Below are 15,400 nucleotides of genomic sequence, written 5' to 3' on the forward strand. Positions count from 1 at the left end.
TGCTGCATCTACTCACTGAACACACTCCGCCCTGAAAGCCCTGCGTGATCAAAGAATGCTTTGTTGCGTTCCTTTGCGTCGGTTAGCAGGGCGTCCCAACCAATCAACTCAACTATCCCATTGAATCCATGACGTGGCTGTAAAATTCGGCCCCGTCCATCTGCTGTTCTTTGCCAGCTGTACGTCCAGTCTTCGAGTTTTCCCACAATATCTGCGATGATAAAACAGTAGAAAACGGCATCTCTATTTATCGTTATTGGCCTCCCTCTTACGTCTATACAGCCACCGGCAAGAAGTTTCTTGACGTACTTTTCCACCTGCATCTGTGGATTTTCGTCGTCATTGTATTCAGTGCGTCCTGGTCGTTTAAACTCTACCAACAGAATTCGAGATGGCTGGTCGGTTTGCCTCAATCCGTGTACGTGATCAAATACAAGAACATCCGCCCGTTCTTCGCTGTCAATTGCGCTAGAAAGCAGCGAGAATTCTGTATCTGAACTAAAATACTGAGCAAATGTGAGCCGCTCGTCGATTATCCAAAGGTCATGAGAGGCTGCCGAATCAATCCTACGCTGCCCGTCATCTAAAGTGTTTACTCGTACAGGACAAATCATAGAATGAAGAATATCTTCTCGTTGATAGGAGCTGTCCCTTTTTTCATGTCTTACACTTTGTAACAGAATCTCTATCATATCAAGAACGACTTTGCGTCGGATTACGTATTCTGCCAAGCTTTTCTGCTCGGCTTCCTCAATCGCCTCGCGCGCTTCTTTTATTGCGTCAACAAATCCGCTTATGTCAGCATTGCTGTTTTTCAATTTCTGTAGAACGACGCGAATTTTCTCACCTTGCCTTTGATCGCGCCTGAAACGCTCACGAGACAAATGGCCAAATATTGCGTCTTCACTTAACTCACCCGAAGGAATCCGTGCCTGTAGTTCCACCACGTCTCCGAAAGCTACCGAGGGGTAAGACTCTGTGATGGCTGCAATTTTCTGCTGTTGCTCGCCATGCAACTTCGACAAGGGGGTCGCCAGAAAATCGGCTACATGGTTCCAAATATCCGAAACAATTCGCTCAAGAGTTGCATCTTCGAACAGAAAGTCAGTTCTTTCTTGATTGACGTTCCTATCTAGATATTCACCCGTGAGTATGCCGTGAAAAACGCTTTGATTGTCATCACCAAAGTATTTTAGTCCAAGTTTAGCGTCTATACACTGTGAAACGACGGTTCTATCGTGAGCAATAAAATGTATAAAGTGATTACCCTTTAGGTCTGAGCTTGCTGTTTTTTCGCATTCGAGAAGAGCAAGTTTCAGCGTTTCGTATTCATCCGTTTCTACCTGGATGCCGTCCTTCTTAGATCTGACGATCGTCGAAAGAGAGTCTGGATATGTCCGAGATGTGTCCCCGCAGACTATCGTGATATTTGGGCATCTACCACTGATCAGCGTTGGTAGAAAATGTGAAGTAAAATGTTGAAAAATGAACTCTTTCCGTCCGGGAAATTTCTTCAGATAGCCATTATCTCTTAGACCGCTGAAACGCACAAAGAACATTGCATCATGGACGGATTCATCTGAGACTAAACTGTAATTTTGAATCTGCTCTTCCTGATCTAAGATGAAATCGAATTTACGACGGAAAAAGACATCTCCATCTTTAAAAACGGAATCGACAGAGATATCAAGAAAGCAGTCGAGCCAGAGTAAACGACCAACTCCCTTTCCGCCAATTGCAATTTTATTGTCTGTATCGGTAGTAGTAAATGCTTCGTAGTTGCGATTATCTAAGCCGTGGCCATTGTCCTGGATCGTTATCCAGAAGGCGTCTTTTTTCCTAAATAGATTTACAACGATTGTGATCTGTCCGAGCGTTGCGACAGCATCGTCATAGCGATGTTGAACGGAATGGATAGAGTTGCTTACGGCTTCAAACAATGGCTGTAGAGCCCCGGAAACAGTCGCTGGCTTCGGAAGCCTTTCAATCCGCTTTAGCAGGTTCGATTTAAGCGAGGCCAAAACGTTTCTCCCTGGACGAAATGGTTGTATTCGACCAAGGAGCCTATCATTCCGAGTAAATTTAACTAGTGATACTTTCGGCCATTGGCCGATTTCGGTGCCGTGTCAACGGGTCGCCCCCCCCCTCACACCCCCACCACCACCCCCCGCTCCACCGGCGTCTCCGCCACCCTCTCCCTCTGGCTCCCCTTCGGCGCATCCCTGAAACTGCTCCGCGCCAGCAGGATCACCGGCGCCAACCCCGCCACCACGATCATCAGCGCCGCGATGGCGGCGTCCTCATACGTCCCCCGCGCCGCTTCGCCGTAGACCGTGGTGGCCAGGGTCTCGAAGTTGAAGGGGCGCAGCATCAGGGTCAGCGGCAGCTCCTTCATGCAGTCCACGAAGACGAGGAGGCCGGAGGCCGCGATGGCGGGCTTGAGGAGCGGCACGTGGATGGACGCCACCGTGCGGCCGGGGCGGGCGCCGAGGGAGCGGGCGGCCATGTCGAGGGTGGGGGGGATCTTGGTCAGCCCCGCCTCGATGCCGCCGGACGAGACCGCCAGGAAGCGGATCACATAGCCCACCACCAGCACCACCCCGAGCGAGGAGAGCACGAGGCCGATCCGCTCGCCGGTCGCCGCGCGCCAGAGGTCCGCGATGGCGTTGTCCACCGCCGCGAAGGGCATCAGCATGCCGGCGGCCAGCACCGTGCCCGGCACCGCGTAGCCGAGGCCGGAGAGGCGGACGAGGGGCTTGGCCAGCCGATGCCGGGCGAAGCGGCCCGTGTAGGCGATCACCAGGCCCGCCGTCACGCACGCCACCGTGGCGCCGGCCGAGATCGTCACCGTGTTGATCACCCAGCCCGCGAAGGCGTCCGGCAGGCCGTTCTCGATCAGCCGGATCAGCGCGTGGTGGACGAGGTAGGCGGCCGGCACCAGGAAGCCAACGGCGATCGGCAGCGCGCAGGCGAGCGTCGCCAGCATCCCCGCGCCGCCCGTGAGCCCGATGGGGAGCGCCGGCCGCGTCTTCGACGCCCGGCCGACGAAGCGCTGGCGGCGCCGGGCGGTGCGCTCCAGCGTCACCAGCATCACCACGAAGGCCAGCATCACGAGGGCGATCTGGGCCGCGCCCTCGATCGACGAGCGCGTCACCCAGGTGGAATAGATGGCGACCGTGAGGGTGCGCACGCCGAGGAATTCCGACGCGCCGATGTCGTTCAGCGCTTCCATCAGCGCAAGGCTGGTGCCGACGGCCACGGCCGGCCGGGCGAGCGGCAGCGCAACCTTGAAGAACACCCGGTTGCGCCCGGCCCCGAGCGTGCGCGCCACCTCCACCAAGGCGGGCGACTGCATCAGGAAAAGCGCCCGCGCCGGCAGGTAGACATAGGGATAGAGCACGAAGCCGAGGAGCAGGATGGCGCCCGGCAGCGAGCGGATCTCCGGAAACCAGAGGTCGCCGGGCCGCTCCAGGCCGAAGAGCGCCCGAAGCGCCGTCTGCACCGGGCCGATCGGGTGCAGCACGTCAAGGTATGCGTAGGCGACGATATAGGTGGGCACCGCGAGCGGCAGCAGGAGCGCCCATTCGAACAGCTTGCGGCCCGGGAAACGGTACATGGCGACCAGCCACGCGGTGCCGACGCCCACCACCGCCACCAGCGTGCCGACGCCGGCAAGGAGCAGGAGCGTGGTCCAGAGCGCCGTCGGCAATATGGTGCCGATCAGGTGGGGCCAGAGGTCGCCGGAGCCCTTGGCGGCATAGAAGACCAGCCCGCCGATCGGCGCCAGCACCAGCGCCACCAGAAGGCCGCTCGCCACCAGCCAGGGCCGGCTGGAGGCGTCCGCCGTGGAGGCCCGCTCGCCGGGCGGCACGGGCGGCTGGCGAAGGCTGTCGCGGCGGGCATGGCTGCGCGCGACCACATCCATCCGTCCGTCCGCTTCCCCCGCCGGGCGGGTGCCTGTCTCGCGTCCCGCCTCATCCATGCGCCGACCCTTCGTTCATGCACACACCATGATGCATCCGCCGTGCCGAACCCACGCGCACTTCGCCATAGAACCCCGCGGCCGATGACGGTCGGCGGGCGGTCGGGGGTGAGGGCAGGGGGGCGGCGCGGGCGATCATCGGGGCCTCGGCGGGCGGGGAGGGCACCAGAAGGGGGGCCTTCATGGCAAAACCCGGCCCCCGAAGAGCGGGGACCGGGCGAGGGCGCGACTGTCGCCGGCGACAAGGGCTACAAACCCGCGACATGGGCGGCGACAAAGCGCTACATCAGCCGCTTCATCGCCGCTACAATCGCGACAACCGGCGACAGGTTATGCCTCAGTTGTCGAAGCCGACCGCGTCCACCAGCATGCTGGCGGCCTTGCGCTGCTTGACGATGTCCGTCACCGGCAGCGGGTCGATCTTCAGGGTGCCGAGCTCCGCGATGATCGGGTCCGGATCCACGTCGGCGCGCACCGGATACTCGTAGTTGGCCTCCGCGTAGATCTTCTGGGCTTCCGGAGAAACCAGATATTCCAACAGCTTGACCGCGTTTTCCTTGTTCGGCGCGTTCTTTGCCAGCGCCGCGCCGGAGACGTTCACGTGGGTGCCGGCGCCGTCCGCGAAGGTCGGCATGATGACCTTGATGGCGTCGCCCCAGGTCTTCTGCTCGTCCCCGCCGGCGCCGGAACGCATCAGGCCCACATAGTAGGAGTTGGCGATTCCGATGTCGCAGATCCCGGCCAGGATGTCCTTGGCCACGTCCCGGTCGCCGCCGCCAGGCTTGCGCGCGAGGTTTGCCTTCACACCCTCCAGCCAGGTCTTGGCCTCTTCTTCGCCCTTCTTGGCGATGACGGCCGCGATCAGCGCCGTGTTGTACGGATGCTGTCCAGAGCGGATGCAGACCTTGCCCTGCCACTTCGGGTCGGCGAGATCTTCATAGGTCACCGCCGTGTCGGTCACCCGGTCCTTGGCGGCATAGAGCACGCGCGCCCGCGCCGAGAGCGCGTACCAGCTCCCGTCCGGTGCCCTAAGTCCTTCAGGCACAACGGAATCCAGCGTCTCGGAGCCGGCCGGCTGAGTCAGCCCGCGGTCGGCGAGATCGGCCAGATTGCCGAAATCCACCATCATCATCAGGTCCGCCGGCGAGTTGTCCCCCTCTGCCGCAACCCGCTCCGCCAGCCCTTCCTTCATGAATATCGTATTGACAACAATACCGGATTCCTTCGTGAAGGCATCGAACAGCGGCTGCGCCAGACCCGGTTCGCGGGTCGTGTAGACGTTCACCTCACCGGCCGCGAGCGCCGGCAAGGTGGAAAGGAAGGTGGCCGCGACAGCGGCAAGAACGCGGACGGACTTCATCGTTCGTCTCCAATCGGCAGGGGGCAAGGTCCTGTCATCGGGAGGCGATCCACGGCCGTGGAACGCCGGTACGAGCGGATCTATGTCGGCGCGCCGGCCTGCTGTCAAATGCAAAACAGGAAGCAACTTCAAGCGCTTGATGGTCCGGTTCTTGGAACCGTTCCAAAAACCGGGCTAACCCGTTCAAGTTTATGGGCGAAATCTTGAGGATCATCAGCAGGTTTTCGCGGCGCGGAAAAACACGCACCCGCTGACCCCGGTGCGCCCGCCGCTATTCGGCCAGCACCCGTGTCGACGGAAACGTCACCTGCACCAGCGTCCCCTGGCCGGGCGCGGAATCGATCCGGAAAGCCGCCCGGTTGGCCTCCACCAGCGCCTTGGTCAGCGGCAGCCCGAGCCCGGTTCCGCGGCCGGGACGGGTGGTGTGCAGCTGCCGGAACGGCTCCAGCGCCTTCTCCACGTCGTCCGCGCTCATCCCCGGCCCCGTATCCCGAACCCGGAGCGCCACCTCGCCGCTGTCCTCGTAGAGCGTGGAGACGATCACCTGCCCGCCGGGCTGGTTGAACTTGATGGCATTCGACAGCAAATTCAACACGATCTGCCTGAGGCTGCGGTGGTCCGCCACCACGTTCGGCAGGCTGGAGGAGAGCGAGGTGCGAATGATGATCCGCTCCCGGTTCGCCTGCGGCTGCATCAGCGCCACGCACTCGCGCACCACCTCGTTCACCGGCACCGCCTCGAAGGCGAGGTCCAGCTTGCCGGCCTCGATCTTGGAGAGGTCGAGCAGGTCGTTGACGAGGCTCATGATCAGGCTGCCGGACATGTGGATGTCGCGCAGGTACTCCTTGTAGCGCTCGCTGCCGACCGGCCCGAACCGCTCCTCCATCATCACTTCGGAAAAGCCGATGATGGCGTTGAGCGGCGTCCTGATCTCGTGGCTGATCTTGGCGAGGAAGTCCGATTTCTGCGAGGATGCGTTCTCCGCAGACCGCTTGGCCGTGGTCAACTCCTCCTCGGCGCGCTTCCACTGGGTGATGTCGCGCAGAACCGCGCAGAAGCGGCCCGCCGACACTCGCCCGACGGTCATGAACAGCGGCACCAGGCCGCCGCGCCGCACCCGGCCGATCACCTCCCGGCCGTCGTTCAAGACGCTCGCCACCCCGTTGCGGGAGAGCCCGTCCAGGTAGTCGAGCGCGTTCCGGTGGCTCTCCGGCGCCAGATAATCGATCAGCGGCGCCCCCACCATGGCCTCGCGCTCGGCGCCGAACAGCGCCTCCGCCGACCGGTTGGCCCCAAGAATCCGGCCGCTGGTGTCGATCAGCAGCACCCCGTCGGTGGCCGTGTCGAGGATGGCCTCCAACTCGCCCACCCGCGCTTCCGCGGTCTCGGCGCGGATCGGGCCCGTGGCCTTGGCGGTCTCCTGGACCACCAGCATGGACGCCATGGCGCCCTCGAAAGGCACGCTGTGGAGCCGCACGTGCACGGGCACCTCCACGCCGTCGCGGCGGCGGATCGCCGGCAGCCGGTGGTCGCGGATGAGCGGGCTGCCGACGAAGGCCTCGGCGAAACCGCCGGCCGCGTCGAGGGCGGCAAGGTCCGCATAGCCGGCAAGATCCAGGAAGGCGCGGTTGGCCGCGATCGCCTCGCCGTGCCGCAGCAGCGCGACCGCCACAGGTAGCCGGTCGAGAACCGCGAGTTCCAGCATCGGGCCGGAGGCGAACGCCCCCCGCAGGGCCGTCCCGTCCGGACCCGCCGCGACGCCCGGCTCTGCCGGTGGCCCCCCGTCGGCGGGCGACCCGAGGGGAGCCGGAGCATCCATCCCGGGCGTCGGAGCGCCGCCCTTGTCCGCCCGCCCCGCCGCGTGGCTATCGTGGAGCCGGGCGCCTAGCGCCTCGGCGATCTTCTGGAACGCCTCCCGCTCCGGGCGGGAGAGCTGGCGCCGCGCCGCGTCGGCGGCGCTCAGCGGCGGCTCCGGCGGAACGCTTCGGGCGACCATCGGCGACGGGATGACGTCCGCCGTCCGCTCGCTCCAGGCCACGTCGTCGGCCTCCGGGTTCGGCTCCTCGACAAGGTCCAGCGGGTTCTCCGCGCCGAACGAGACCGCCTCGCGAGGCGCCGCGTCCGGCTCGTCCGCGACCGCAGTCCCGTCGAACGCTGGATTTCCCTCGTCGACACCGTCTCCCGCCGCAGCCGCCGTATCGGTCGGCTCGGCGAGCGGCGCCAGGGTTTCCGGCTGCTCGTCCGGCGCAGCGTCGATGGTCGTGTCCTCAGCGATGGCCGCGAAGCCGTCGTCCACGTCCGGCTGCGGATCGCCATCCGTCTCGTCGCCCGTCTGGACCATGTCGGACGGGGTCGCGACCGTGTCGCCCGCGTCTTCGCCCGGCCAGCTTTCCGCTGCCGGCGGCCCATCCGGATCCACGGCGCCTTCTATGCCGGCGAACGCCACCGCGTCGGCAGGCGACACCAGCACCGCGTCTTCCGGCGGCGGGGGTTCCGTCATGCCGCCGAAGAGCAGGGATTCCGCCGCGTAGATCTGGTCGGGATCGAGCCCGATGACCACACCCTCCCGATCGTCGGCGAAGGCCTGCGCGTCGGCGAGCGGCACGGCGACCGGCAGCGTCGGCGCGCTCTCCGCGTCCGTCACCACGGTCGCCGTCTGCTCCGCGACGGCATCGCCCGAAGGCTCCGACGGCAGCACCTCGGCATCCGAAGGGCTCGGTTCGACGGTGGTCGTCGGCTCGCGAAGCGACGTGCGATGGCCGGCCACGGCGGCTGCGGCCGCCGCCGCGAGAAGCGCCGCGGCAAGGCCATCACCGCGCGCCGGGGAACGGGCCGCCGAGGCGGGGGAGGGCCCTGCCGCGGGCGCCTCCGCTTCGGCGGCGGGCTCTTCCGTCATGTCCGCTGAAGGCCGATTTGCCGTATCCGTCGAAGGCGCATCAGCCGTGCCTGTCGCAGGCGCGTCGACGGCGTCCGTCTCATCGGTCTCGCCGGGCTCGACACGCGGGCCGCTAAGCGCCTCGGCGTCCGCATCGGCCGCGTCCGTCAGAGGCGCGTCGATGGCTGCCGCGCCGGCTTCGGTCTCATCCGCCTCGACCGGTTCGGCGGGCAAGCCGCTCGGCTCTCCCGCGTCCGCATCCACCGACTGCGAGACCTCGTCGGCAGCATCCGTCGACGTCGCGGCTTCGGCCGCCACCGCATCGTCGGTCGCTTCGGCGTCCCGCTCCGCGGCGAAATCCTCTTCGCGCCGGTCGGCGTCCGCCACGCGCTCATCGAGAGCGGGCAGGTCTTCCGGCGCCGCAACCGGCTCCAGGAGTTGGGTCTCCTCGGCGGCCTCGTCGGCCGGCGCATTCTCCCGCACGTCTTCGGCCGGTGCCGTCTCCAGCGGCTCCTCGTGAGCCAAGGAAACGTCCGCAACCGGCGGAAGGGCCATCGGCGCGACCGAGAAGGCGGCGCCGGTCTTGGCGATGCCGAAGCCCCGGTAACCGCGGAAAGCGCGGTCGCGGGCGAACACCGGCATGCCGGCAAGATCCACCGGCAGGCGCAGCATCCCGCCGTCCACCGGCCAGTCGACCGTCAGGCCGGTGAAGGTGTCGTGGCGGGCGAGCGCCGACTGCACCCGGCCGCGCGGATCGAGATCCATTCGGGCCGCCAGATCGGCCCAGGTGTCGCCGAGGCGCGGGGCCGCCGCCGGGCCGACCACGCCGGCAAGATCCTCTGACACGAAGGCGAAGGCCAGCGCGTGGTCGAGTTCGAACACGAAGCGCACGGACCGCCCATGATCCGGGAACCGGAACCCCGGCTCCGCCGCCCCGGCCTCGTGTTCCGCCGCAGCTTCCTCCGTGCCGGCCCCCTCGTCCGCCGTGCCGGCCGTGTCTTCCGCGGTCCCGGCCGTGCTCTGCCCCGCCTCGGTCTGGTCCCCTCCGGTGGAGCCATCCATCTCCGGCAAGCCATCATCGGCCACCGGCGGGTCGTTCTCCGTCGGAGCACCGCCGTCCACCGCCGCATCCTCCGCGACGGCCGTATCGGCTGCCAGACCAGCGGTCTCGACCGCCCCATCAGCGGCCTCGGCCGCATGGTCCTCGACCGGCTCGACAGCCGTATCGTCTGCCGCCAAGAACGCACCGTTCTCCGCCGTCACCTCGGCATCGGCGCCATCCGCGTCCAAAGCTTCGCCGGCCGCGTCCGCTGCTTCCGTATCGATCCCCCCGGCGTCCGCGTCGGAGCGCCCCGGTTCAGCCACGGCGGTCCATCCGGCGTCGCCCGCCTCGTCGTCCATGGCCTTCAGGTCGCTGCCCCGCGCTTCCTCGTCCGGATCGGCGGCGCCCGCGGTCGGGTCTTCCTGGCCGTAGTCGGCGCCAAGGTCCGGCAGGTCGTCGGCGTCCTGGAGCGAGGGCGGCGACGGCGGCTCGGCGAGCGGCATCGGGTCGGTCACCACGGCGGGCGGATGATCGTCGGCCACCAGGGCCGGCGCCTCGGCGTTCGCCAGCCCGTCCCCCGTCGCCTCGGCGGCATCCGCCGTGACGGGCGCCGGTTCGTCCCTGCCGCCGACACGCTCCGCCGGCGCGGCGAAGAGGGCCTCGAACGCCGCGCGGGCGGACGACGCATCCGGATAGCGGGTCGCCGCATCGAGCACCACGAGAAGAATGCCCCGCTCGCCGGCGAAGCGGAACCGGCTCGCCCGGCAGACGACGGACTGCGGCACCACCGAGCGCGACAGCGGCACCCGGTCGGTGCGCGCCTGGCCGGGGCCGAGCTGTCCGTCGATGGCGGCCACGCGGCGGGCGGTCGGGTGGCCCGGCAGAAGGCGGAAGCCCTCCAGCCCGGCACGGTCGCGGATGTCCAGGTGGTCCGCGCCGGCGGCGTTCACGAACAGGAGGCGGCTGCCGCGGCGGTCGAACAGGAAGACCGGGCGCGCGTCCTCGATTAGCGCCGCGACGGACGGATCCGCCGCCGCTGCCAGGAAGACGTCGTCCAGATCCGCCATGCGGCAACACTCCCGTTGAGACCCGCGCGGCCTCGTGCGGCCCCGGACCCGGCGGACCGGCGCATGGCCTCGGCGGCATTGCCCGGTCGGCATTAATCCTCCGTTAATACAGTGTGCCACCGGCCATGACCACTGCCAGACCGCGCACCGGATCGCCCGCCTCGCCGTAGCGTTAACGGCGGCCCCGAGGATCGACGAATGGCCCGCGCTTCCCGTTTGCCAGGCTCGGCCGAACGTGGTGAACTTGGGCGCGGCCGATCAGGCCCTGATCGGTCCGGGAGGACAGGAGACGATCATGGCGAACAACGAACGCACCGGCGCCGGGACCGGAGCGACCGACGGCGTCGACCCGACGGCCGGCTTCCGGGTCGCCGCCGAGCAGTCGGTGGATCAGGCCCGCAAGGCCTTCGAGGACGTGCTCGGCATGGCCCAGAAGGCGATCGGCGGCATGGAGACCAACGCCGCCACGCTGCAGTCGAACCTGCAGGAGATGACCCGCGAGACCCTCGACTACGCCGGCGCCACCGCCGAGGCGGCCTTCGCGCTCGTCGAGCAGCTGTCCAAGGCCAAGGACCCGGGCGAGGCCGCGGCCATCCAGAAGGCCTTCGTGGAAGCCCAGATGCAGCGCATGGGCCGGCAGGCCCGGGTGCTCGGCGACGGCGCCATCCGCACCGCCCAGGATCTCACCAAACCGTTCGACCGCTGAGGCACGCCACCCGGCCGGCGGCCCGCCGCCGGCCGTTCGGAGCGGTCCACGCGCCCGTGCCCGCACGGCCGGCACGGTGCCGATCCGCCCCGTCCGCAGAGGAACCGGCAGGCTGTCGATCCCGCCCGCCAACGGCCGTCCGGCGCGGTAAACAGCCTCCGAACGGCTATTAGACTATTTGTGCCGTGGGGAAATGTTGCATTGCAGCATAGGTTGACCTATATGTCCGTGAGCGATCGGAACGACCCCGAGGCCAATGGGTGTCCCCTTCCGATCCCGGATGCATGACGCGGAAGGAGAACGCCATGGTTGATGAGGTCGAGAAGATCACCCCGGCCAAGCCGGTGAAGGACATTGCCGAGAAGACCGTGCGCGCGGCCAAGCTCGCCGCCGCCCCGAAGCCCGAGATGCCGGAGGCCTTCACGATGGCGCCGGTCGAGATGCCGGAAGTGTTCCGGGACGTGGCTGAGAAGTCGGTCAAGCAGGCCAAGGAGCAGTACGAGAAGATGCGCGCCGCCGCCGAAGAGGCGACCGACCTGATGGAAGATCAGTTCGAGACCGCCCGCAACGGCTTCGTCGAGCTGAACGCCAAGGCCATCGAGGCCGCCAAGGCCAACGCGGACGCCACCTTCCGCTTCGCCAAGGACGTGCTCGCGGTCAAGACCGTGGCCGAGATCATCGAGCTGCAGACCAGCTTCGCCCGTCAGCAGTTCGACATGCTGTCGGCCCAGGCCAAGGAGATGCAGGAGCTCATGGCCAAGTACTCGGCCGAGACCCAGCAGCCGATGAAGGAAGCCTTCACCAAGATGTTCAAGGCCGCCTGAGGCGCCTCCGGTGGGTCGCCGCCGCCGCGACGGAGGGGGCGCCCCGGCGCTCCTCAAGGACGCCGCCGCAACCCGCCCGACGACCGTCATCAAGCCCCCGGCGCCCACGCGCCGGGGGCTTTTCTGTTGGATCCGCCGGCCGCCACGTGGCGGTTCCGGCGGCAGGGGAGCGCCCCGAACGGCCGAGATCCGCGGTGCCTCGGGGCCGTTCCTTTTGGACTTGCAATGCGTCCCGGATCCCACTAGGTTCCGCCTCGCTTTTGCACAAGCAGCTGTAGCTCAGTTGGTTAGAGCGTCGGATTGTGGCTCCGAAGGTCCCCCGTTCGAGCCGGGGCAGCTGTACCATTTCCCGCCCGGAACGACCGTCTCTCCGTCAGGCCCGAAGGCCGCGCCGACGGTCGCCGCTGCCGCGGCGCCCACCGCCCTCACCCCGTCCGTGCCGACGCTGCCGCCGCGCAACGTGTAGCGCCTCGTCCGATCTCCGCACGCTCTGAATGAAGGCGGCGACGGGTCCTCCCGCGACCGCCTTCCGGCCTTACGGCCAGATCAGGACCGTGTAGAGCACGTACCCGGCCACCAGCACGATGCCTTCGCGCCGGTCGATGCTGCGGCCGGTGGCGGCGAACAGGATGACGAGGAGGGAGATCACGATCAGCACGGGAATGTCGAAGCCGATGATCTCGGCCGGCACGGGCGCGGGCGCGATGAGGGCCGTCGTGCCGCCGATGCCGATGAGATTGTAGATGTTCGACCCGATGATGTTGCCGAAGGCGACGTCCGCCTGCTTGCGCACGGCCGCCACCAGGGAGGTGACGAGTTCCGGCATGGAGGTGCCGACGGCCACGATCGTGAGGCCGATCACCGTTTCCGAGATGCCGAAGTCGCGCGCCAGGCTGACGGCCCCGTCCACCAGGAAATAGCCGCCGCCGACCACCAGGGCGAGCCCGAAGAGCGCGACGAGCAGCGACACGACGACGGAGCCGCCACGGGCCGGGTCCGGCACCAAGGCGGCGTCGGCACCTTGCGCGGCGGCGCTCTTGTCGTAGACCGCGCCGTGGTCCACCACCTCGGTGGTCCGCTCCGTGCGGAAGGCGAGGTAGATGTAGCCGACGAGCGCCAGAAGGAAGAGCGCCCCGACCAGCCGGTTCATGACACCGAACCAGGCCGCGAGCGCGAACAGGAGCGTCACGGCCAGCATCACCGCGCCGTCCCGCTTCAGCGCCTTGGACTGCACCGCGATCGGCATGATGGCCGCCGAGGCGCCGAGGATCAGCAGTGCGTTGGCCATGTTGGAGCCGACGATGTTGCCGTAGGCGATGCCGGGCGACCCGCTGAGGGAGGCCTGCACGGAGGTCACCAGCTCAGGGGTCGACGTTCCGAAGCCGACGAGGGTGAGCCCGATGACGAGCGGCGAGACGCCGAGCCGCGTCGCCACGCCGACCGCTCCCCGGACCAGAAGTTCGCCGCCGACGATCAGAAGCACGAGGCCGCCGAGAAGGGGAAGAAAGGTGTCCATCGTGCCTCTCGGCTCGGCCCGCAGGCCAGGGTCTCGGGTGCCGCAAGTCTCACCCGCTCCCTCAGACTGGCTGCGGAAGGCGTATGGGCGGGTGTGGCCTGAAGCGTTCGGCTCAGTTCTCTAGTCGGGTTCTCGAGCCGGCGCCGTGCGGCATCTCGACCTTCGCCCTTCATGAACGACGATAACGACCCGTTGGGCACCTTTCCAGGTGTCTGACGTCCCGAGTTTGCCCCCGCGACCGGTCCGCCCGACACACCGGGCCGCCCGCAGCCCGCGCCGGGACCTGTAAAAGAGGTCTAGCGCCGCTCGCATCGGGCGCTTTTGCCGCCGGTCATCACCCGACCTGAGGAGGCGTTTTCCCGTGTGATGTATTAAATTTCCATGATGTGACTGTCGCTTCGTTCACCAGACCGGGAGACCAGCCATGACCGGAAACGTCCTCTCACGCCGGGCCCTGATCGCCGGCGCCGCCGCCGCCGTCACCTGGGCCGGCCTGCCGAGGGCCCGCGCCACGGCGCCGGCCCACACCCTCCCGGATCTGCCCTACGGGTTCGATGCCCTGGAGGGCGCGATCGACGCCGCCACCATGGAGATCCACCACGGCCGGCATCACGCCGGCTACGTGAAGACGCTGAACGCAGCCCTCTCCGAACAGCCGGCGCTGGCCGGCGAGTCCCTGGAAGCCCTTTTCGCCCGCGTGTCGACGCTGCCGCCGGTGATCCGCAACCATGGCGGCGGGCATTGGAATCACAGCCTGTTCTGGACGCTGATGGCGCCGCCTGGCACCGGGGGCGATCCCTCCGCCGCCCTTTCGGCCGACCTACAGCGGGCGTTCGGCTCGCTCGACGACTTCAAGGCCGCGTTCGCCAAGGCCTCCGCCGGGCAGTTCGGCGCCGGCTGGGGCTGGCTGGTGATGACCGACGACGGCCTCAGGATCACCACCACCGCCAACCAGGACAACCCGCTGATGGATGTGGCGCCGGTGCGCGGCCGGCCCATCCTCGGCGTCGACGTGTGGGAGCACGCCTACTACCTGCGCTACCAGAACCGGCGCGCGGATTATCTCGACGCCTGGTGGACCGTGGTGAACTGGTCCGAGGTCAACCGCCTGCACGCCGCCGGCGGCTGAGCGTTCGGGGACCCGCGCCGCCCCGTCATCCGCGCTACGCCACCCGACGAGGGAACACCGCGCCCAACGCCTGGGTTGGTCCTGAATGCCCCGCCGCCGCGGGGCTTTTCCGGACGCGGGCAGGCCGCCGGCCGGCGGACGGAGGACGGCCGGATGTTTTTCGACGGATGGGGTGAACTCGGGCGGGTGATCGTGGTCGGCACCCTGGCCTATGTCGGGCTGGTGGCGCTGCTGCGGTTCACCGGCAAGCGCACGCTCTCCAAGATGAACGCCTTCGACCTGGTGGTGACCGTGGCGCTCGGCTCCACCCTCGCTACTATCCTCCTCAGCAAGGACGTCGCGCTCGCCGAAGGCCTGCTCGCCTTCGCGCTCCTTTGCGGCCTCCAATACGCGGTCGCTTGGGCGTCCGTGCGCTCGCCGCGCTTCCAGTCCTTCGTGAAGTCGGAGCCGCGCCTCCTCTATGGCGGCGGCGGCTTTCTGCCGGTCGCCCTTCGCGCCGAGCGCGTCACCGAGGAGGAGGTGCTGGCCGCCGTCCGCTCGCAGGGCCACCCGTCGCTGGACAGCATCCGCTTCGTCGTCCTGGAGACGGACGGCAGCTTCAGCGTGGTGCCGGAGGGCCGGGGATCAGGCCTCCTGCCGGGCGTCAAGTCCGACGCGGTCTCGCGCGCCGAGACCGCCTGAGGCCAAACCCGTTCGGGCGCAAGCCGATCAAGCCGCGCTGATCATGGAACGAACGGTTCGGCCTTCCCCGACCCCAATGGCGGAGCCGACCTGCCGGCGAAAAGCCCCGACCCCGTTACGATCGCGCTTCAGCCCGGGAACGTCGGCCCGCCGGCCGGACTTCCGTCAGGCCGGCCTTCGCCCCGCCGGCGCCAGACGAACCGGCGGCGACCAGGAAG

Annotated in this window: 9 protein-coding genes and 1 tRNA gene; 5 read left to right on the plus strand and 5 right to left on the minus strand. The window is 67.1% G+C overall.

Annotated elements, in window-relative coordinates:
* Positions 1–8: 8 nt before the first annotated feature.
* The 4 genes from BUQ68_RS23215 to BUQ68_RS24180 form a co-directional block, all read right to left on the minus strand.
* Positions 9–2,021 (minus strand): ATP-binding protein, encoded by a 2,013-nt coding sequence (locus tag BUQ68_RS23215; RefSeq protein ID WP_139315163.1) that lies wholly within the window; start codon positions 2,019–2,021, stop codon positions 9–11.
* Positions 2,022–2,146: 125 nt separating this feature from the next.
* Positions 2,147–3,925, minus strand: coding sequence for an ABC transporter permease (locus BUQ68_RS06145; protein WP_083656330.1), 1,779 nt, complete (start codon positions 3,923–3,925; stop codon positions 2,147–2,149).
* 394 nt (positions 3,926–4,319) lie between these two features.
* Entirely contained in the window at positions 4,320–5,342 is a 1,023-nt protein-coding gene (locus BUQ68_RS06150; RefSeq protein WP_075215044.1) for a Fe(3+) ABC transporter substrate-binding protein, read from the minus strand.
* Positions 5,343–5,613: 271 nt separating this feature from the next.
* Complete coding sequence (locus tag BUQ68_RS24180) at positions 5,614–10,326, minus strand: PAS domain-containing sensor histidine kinase (RefSeq protein ID WP_075215045.1); 4,713 nt, start codon at positions 10,324–10,326, stop codon at positions 5,614–5,616.
* Between the two features lie 295 nt (positions 10,327–10,621).
* On the opposite strand from BUQ68_RS24180, the gene BUQ68_RS06160 reads away from it, so the two are divergent.
* From BUQ68_RS06160 to BUQ68_RS06170, 3 genes are all read left to right on the plus strand, one after another.
* Complete coding sequence (locus BUQ68_RS06160; protein ID WP_075215143.1) at positions 10,622–11,032, plus strand: phasin family protein; 411 nt, start codon at positions 10,622–10,624, stop codon at positions 11,030–11,032.
* A gap of 305 nt (positions 11,033–11,337) precedes the next feature.
* Positions 11,338–11,856 carry a phasin family protein gene (locus BUQ68_RS06165; protein WP_075215144.1) on the plus strand — a complete coding sequence of 173 codons (519 nt, stop codon included), beginning with the start codon at positions 11,338–11,340 and terminating at the stop codon, positions 11,854–11,856.
* Positions 11,857–12,124: 268 nt separating this feature from the next.
* A tRNA-His gene (locus tag BUQ68_RS06170) sits at positions 12,125–12,201 on the plus strand.
* A gap of 190 nt (positions 12,202–12,391) precedes the next feature.
* Here BUQ68_RS06170 and BUQ68_RS06175 read toward each other — a convergent pair.
* On the minus strand, positions 12,392–13,372 hold the full coding sequence (locus tag BUQ68_RS06175) for a calcium/sodium antiporter (RefSeq protein WP_075215046.1): 981 nt from the start codon (positions 13,370–13,372) through the stop codon (positions 12,392–12,394).
* A 424-nt stretch (positions 13,373–13,796) separates the two neighbouring features.
* Here BUQ68_RS06175 and BUQ68_RS06180 point away from each other — a divergent pair, with 424 nt between their 5' ends.
* Both BUQ68_RS06180 and BUQ68_RS06185 read left to right on the plus strand, forming a co-directional pair.
* The gene (locus tag BUQ68_RS06180) at positions 13,797–14,501 is read left to right on the plus strand and encodes a superoxide dismutase (RefSeq protein ID WP_083656332.1); all 705 of its coding nucleotides are present in this window, start codon (positions 13,797–13,799) and stop codon (positions 14,499–14,501) included.
* 153 nt (positions 14,502–14,654) lie between these two features.
* Positions 14,655–15,182, plus strand: a complete 528-nt coding sequence (locus BUQ68_RS06185; protein WP_075215146.1) for a DUF421 domain-containing protein — start codon at positions 14,655–14,657, stop codon at positions 15,180–15,182.
* Positions 15,183–15,400: the final 218 nt, after the last annotated feature.

Source organism: Mongoliimonas terrestris, assembly GCF_001927285.1.
In the GTDB taxonomy this organism is placed as follows: domain Bacteria; phylum Pseudomonadota; class Alphaproteobacteria; order Rhizobiales; family Pleomorphomonadaceae; genus Chthonobacter; species Chthonobacter terrestris.

Coding starts and splice junctions, on each gene's coding strand:
- BUQ68_RS06175 (WP_075215046.1), bottom strand. CDS start 13,372: ATGGACACCTTTCTTCCCCTTCTCGGCGGCCTCGTGCTTCTGATCGTC.
- BUQ68_RS06150 (WP_075215044.1), bottom strand. CDS start 5,342: ATGAAGTCCGTCCGCGTTCTTGCCGCTGTCGCGGCCACCTTCCTTTCC.
- BUQ68_RS06180 (WP_083656332.1), top strand. CDS start 13,797: ATGACCGGAAACGTCCTCTCACGCCGGGCCCTGATCGCCGGCGCCGCC.
- BUQ68_RS06165 (WP_075215144.1), top strand. CDS start 11,338: ATGGTTGATGAGGTCGAGAAGATCACCCCGGCCAAGCCGGTGAAGGAC.
- BUQ68_RS06185 (WP_075215146.1), top strand. CDS start 14,655: ATGTTTTTCGACGGATGGGGTGAACTCGGGCGGGTGATCGTGGTCGGC.
- BUQ68_RS24180 (WP_075215045.1), bottom strand. CDS start 10,326: ATGGCGGATCTGGACGACGTCTTCCTGGCAGCGGCGGCGGATCCGTCC.
- BUQ68_RS06160 (WP_075215143.1), top strand. CDS start 10,622: ATGGCGAACAACGAACGCACCGGCGCCGGGACCGGAGCGACCGACGGC.
- BUQ68_RS06145 (WP_083656330.1), bottom strand. CDS start 3,925: ATGGATGTGGTCGCGCGCAGCCATGCCCGCCGCGACAGCCTTCGCCAG.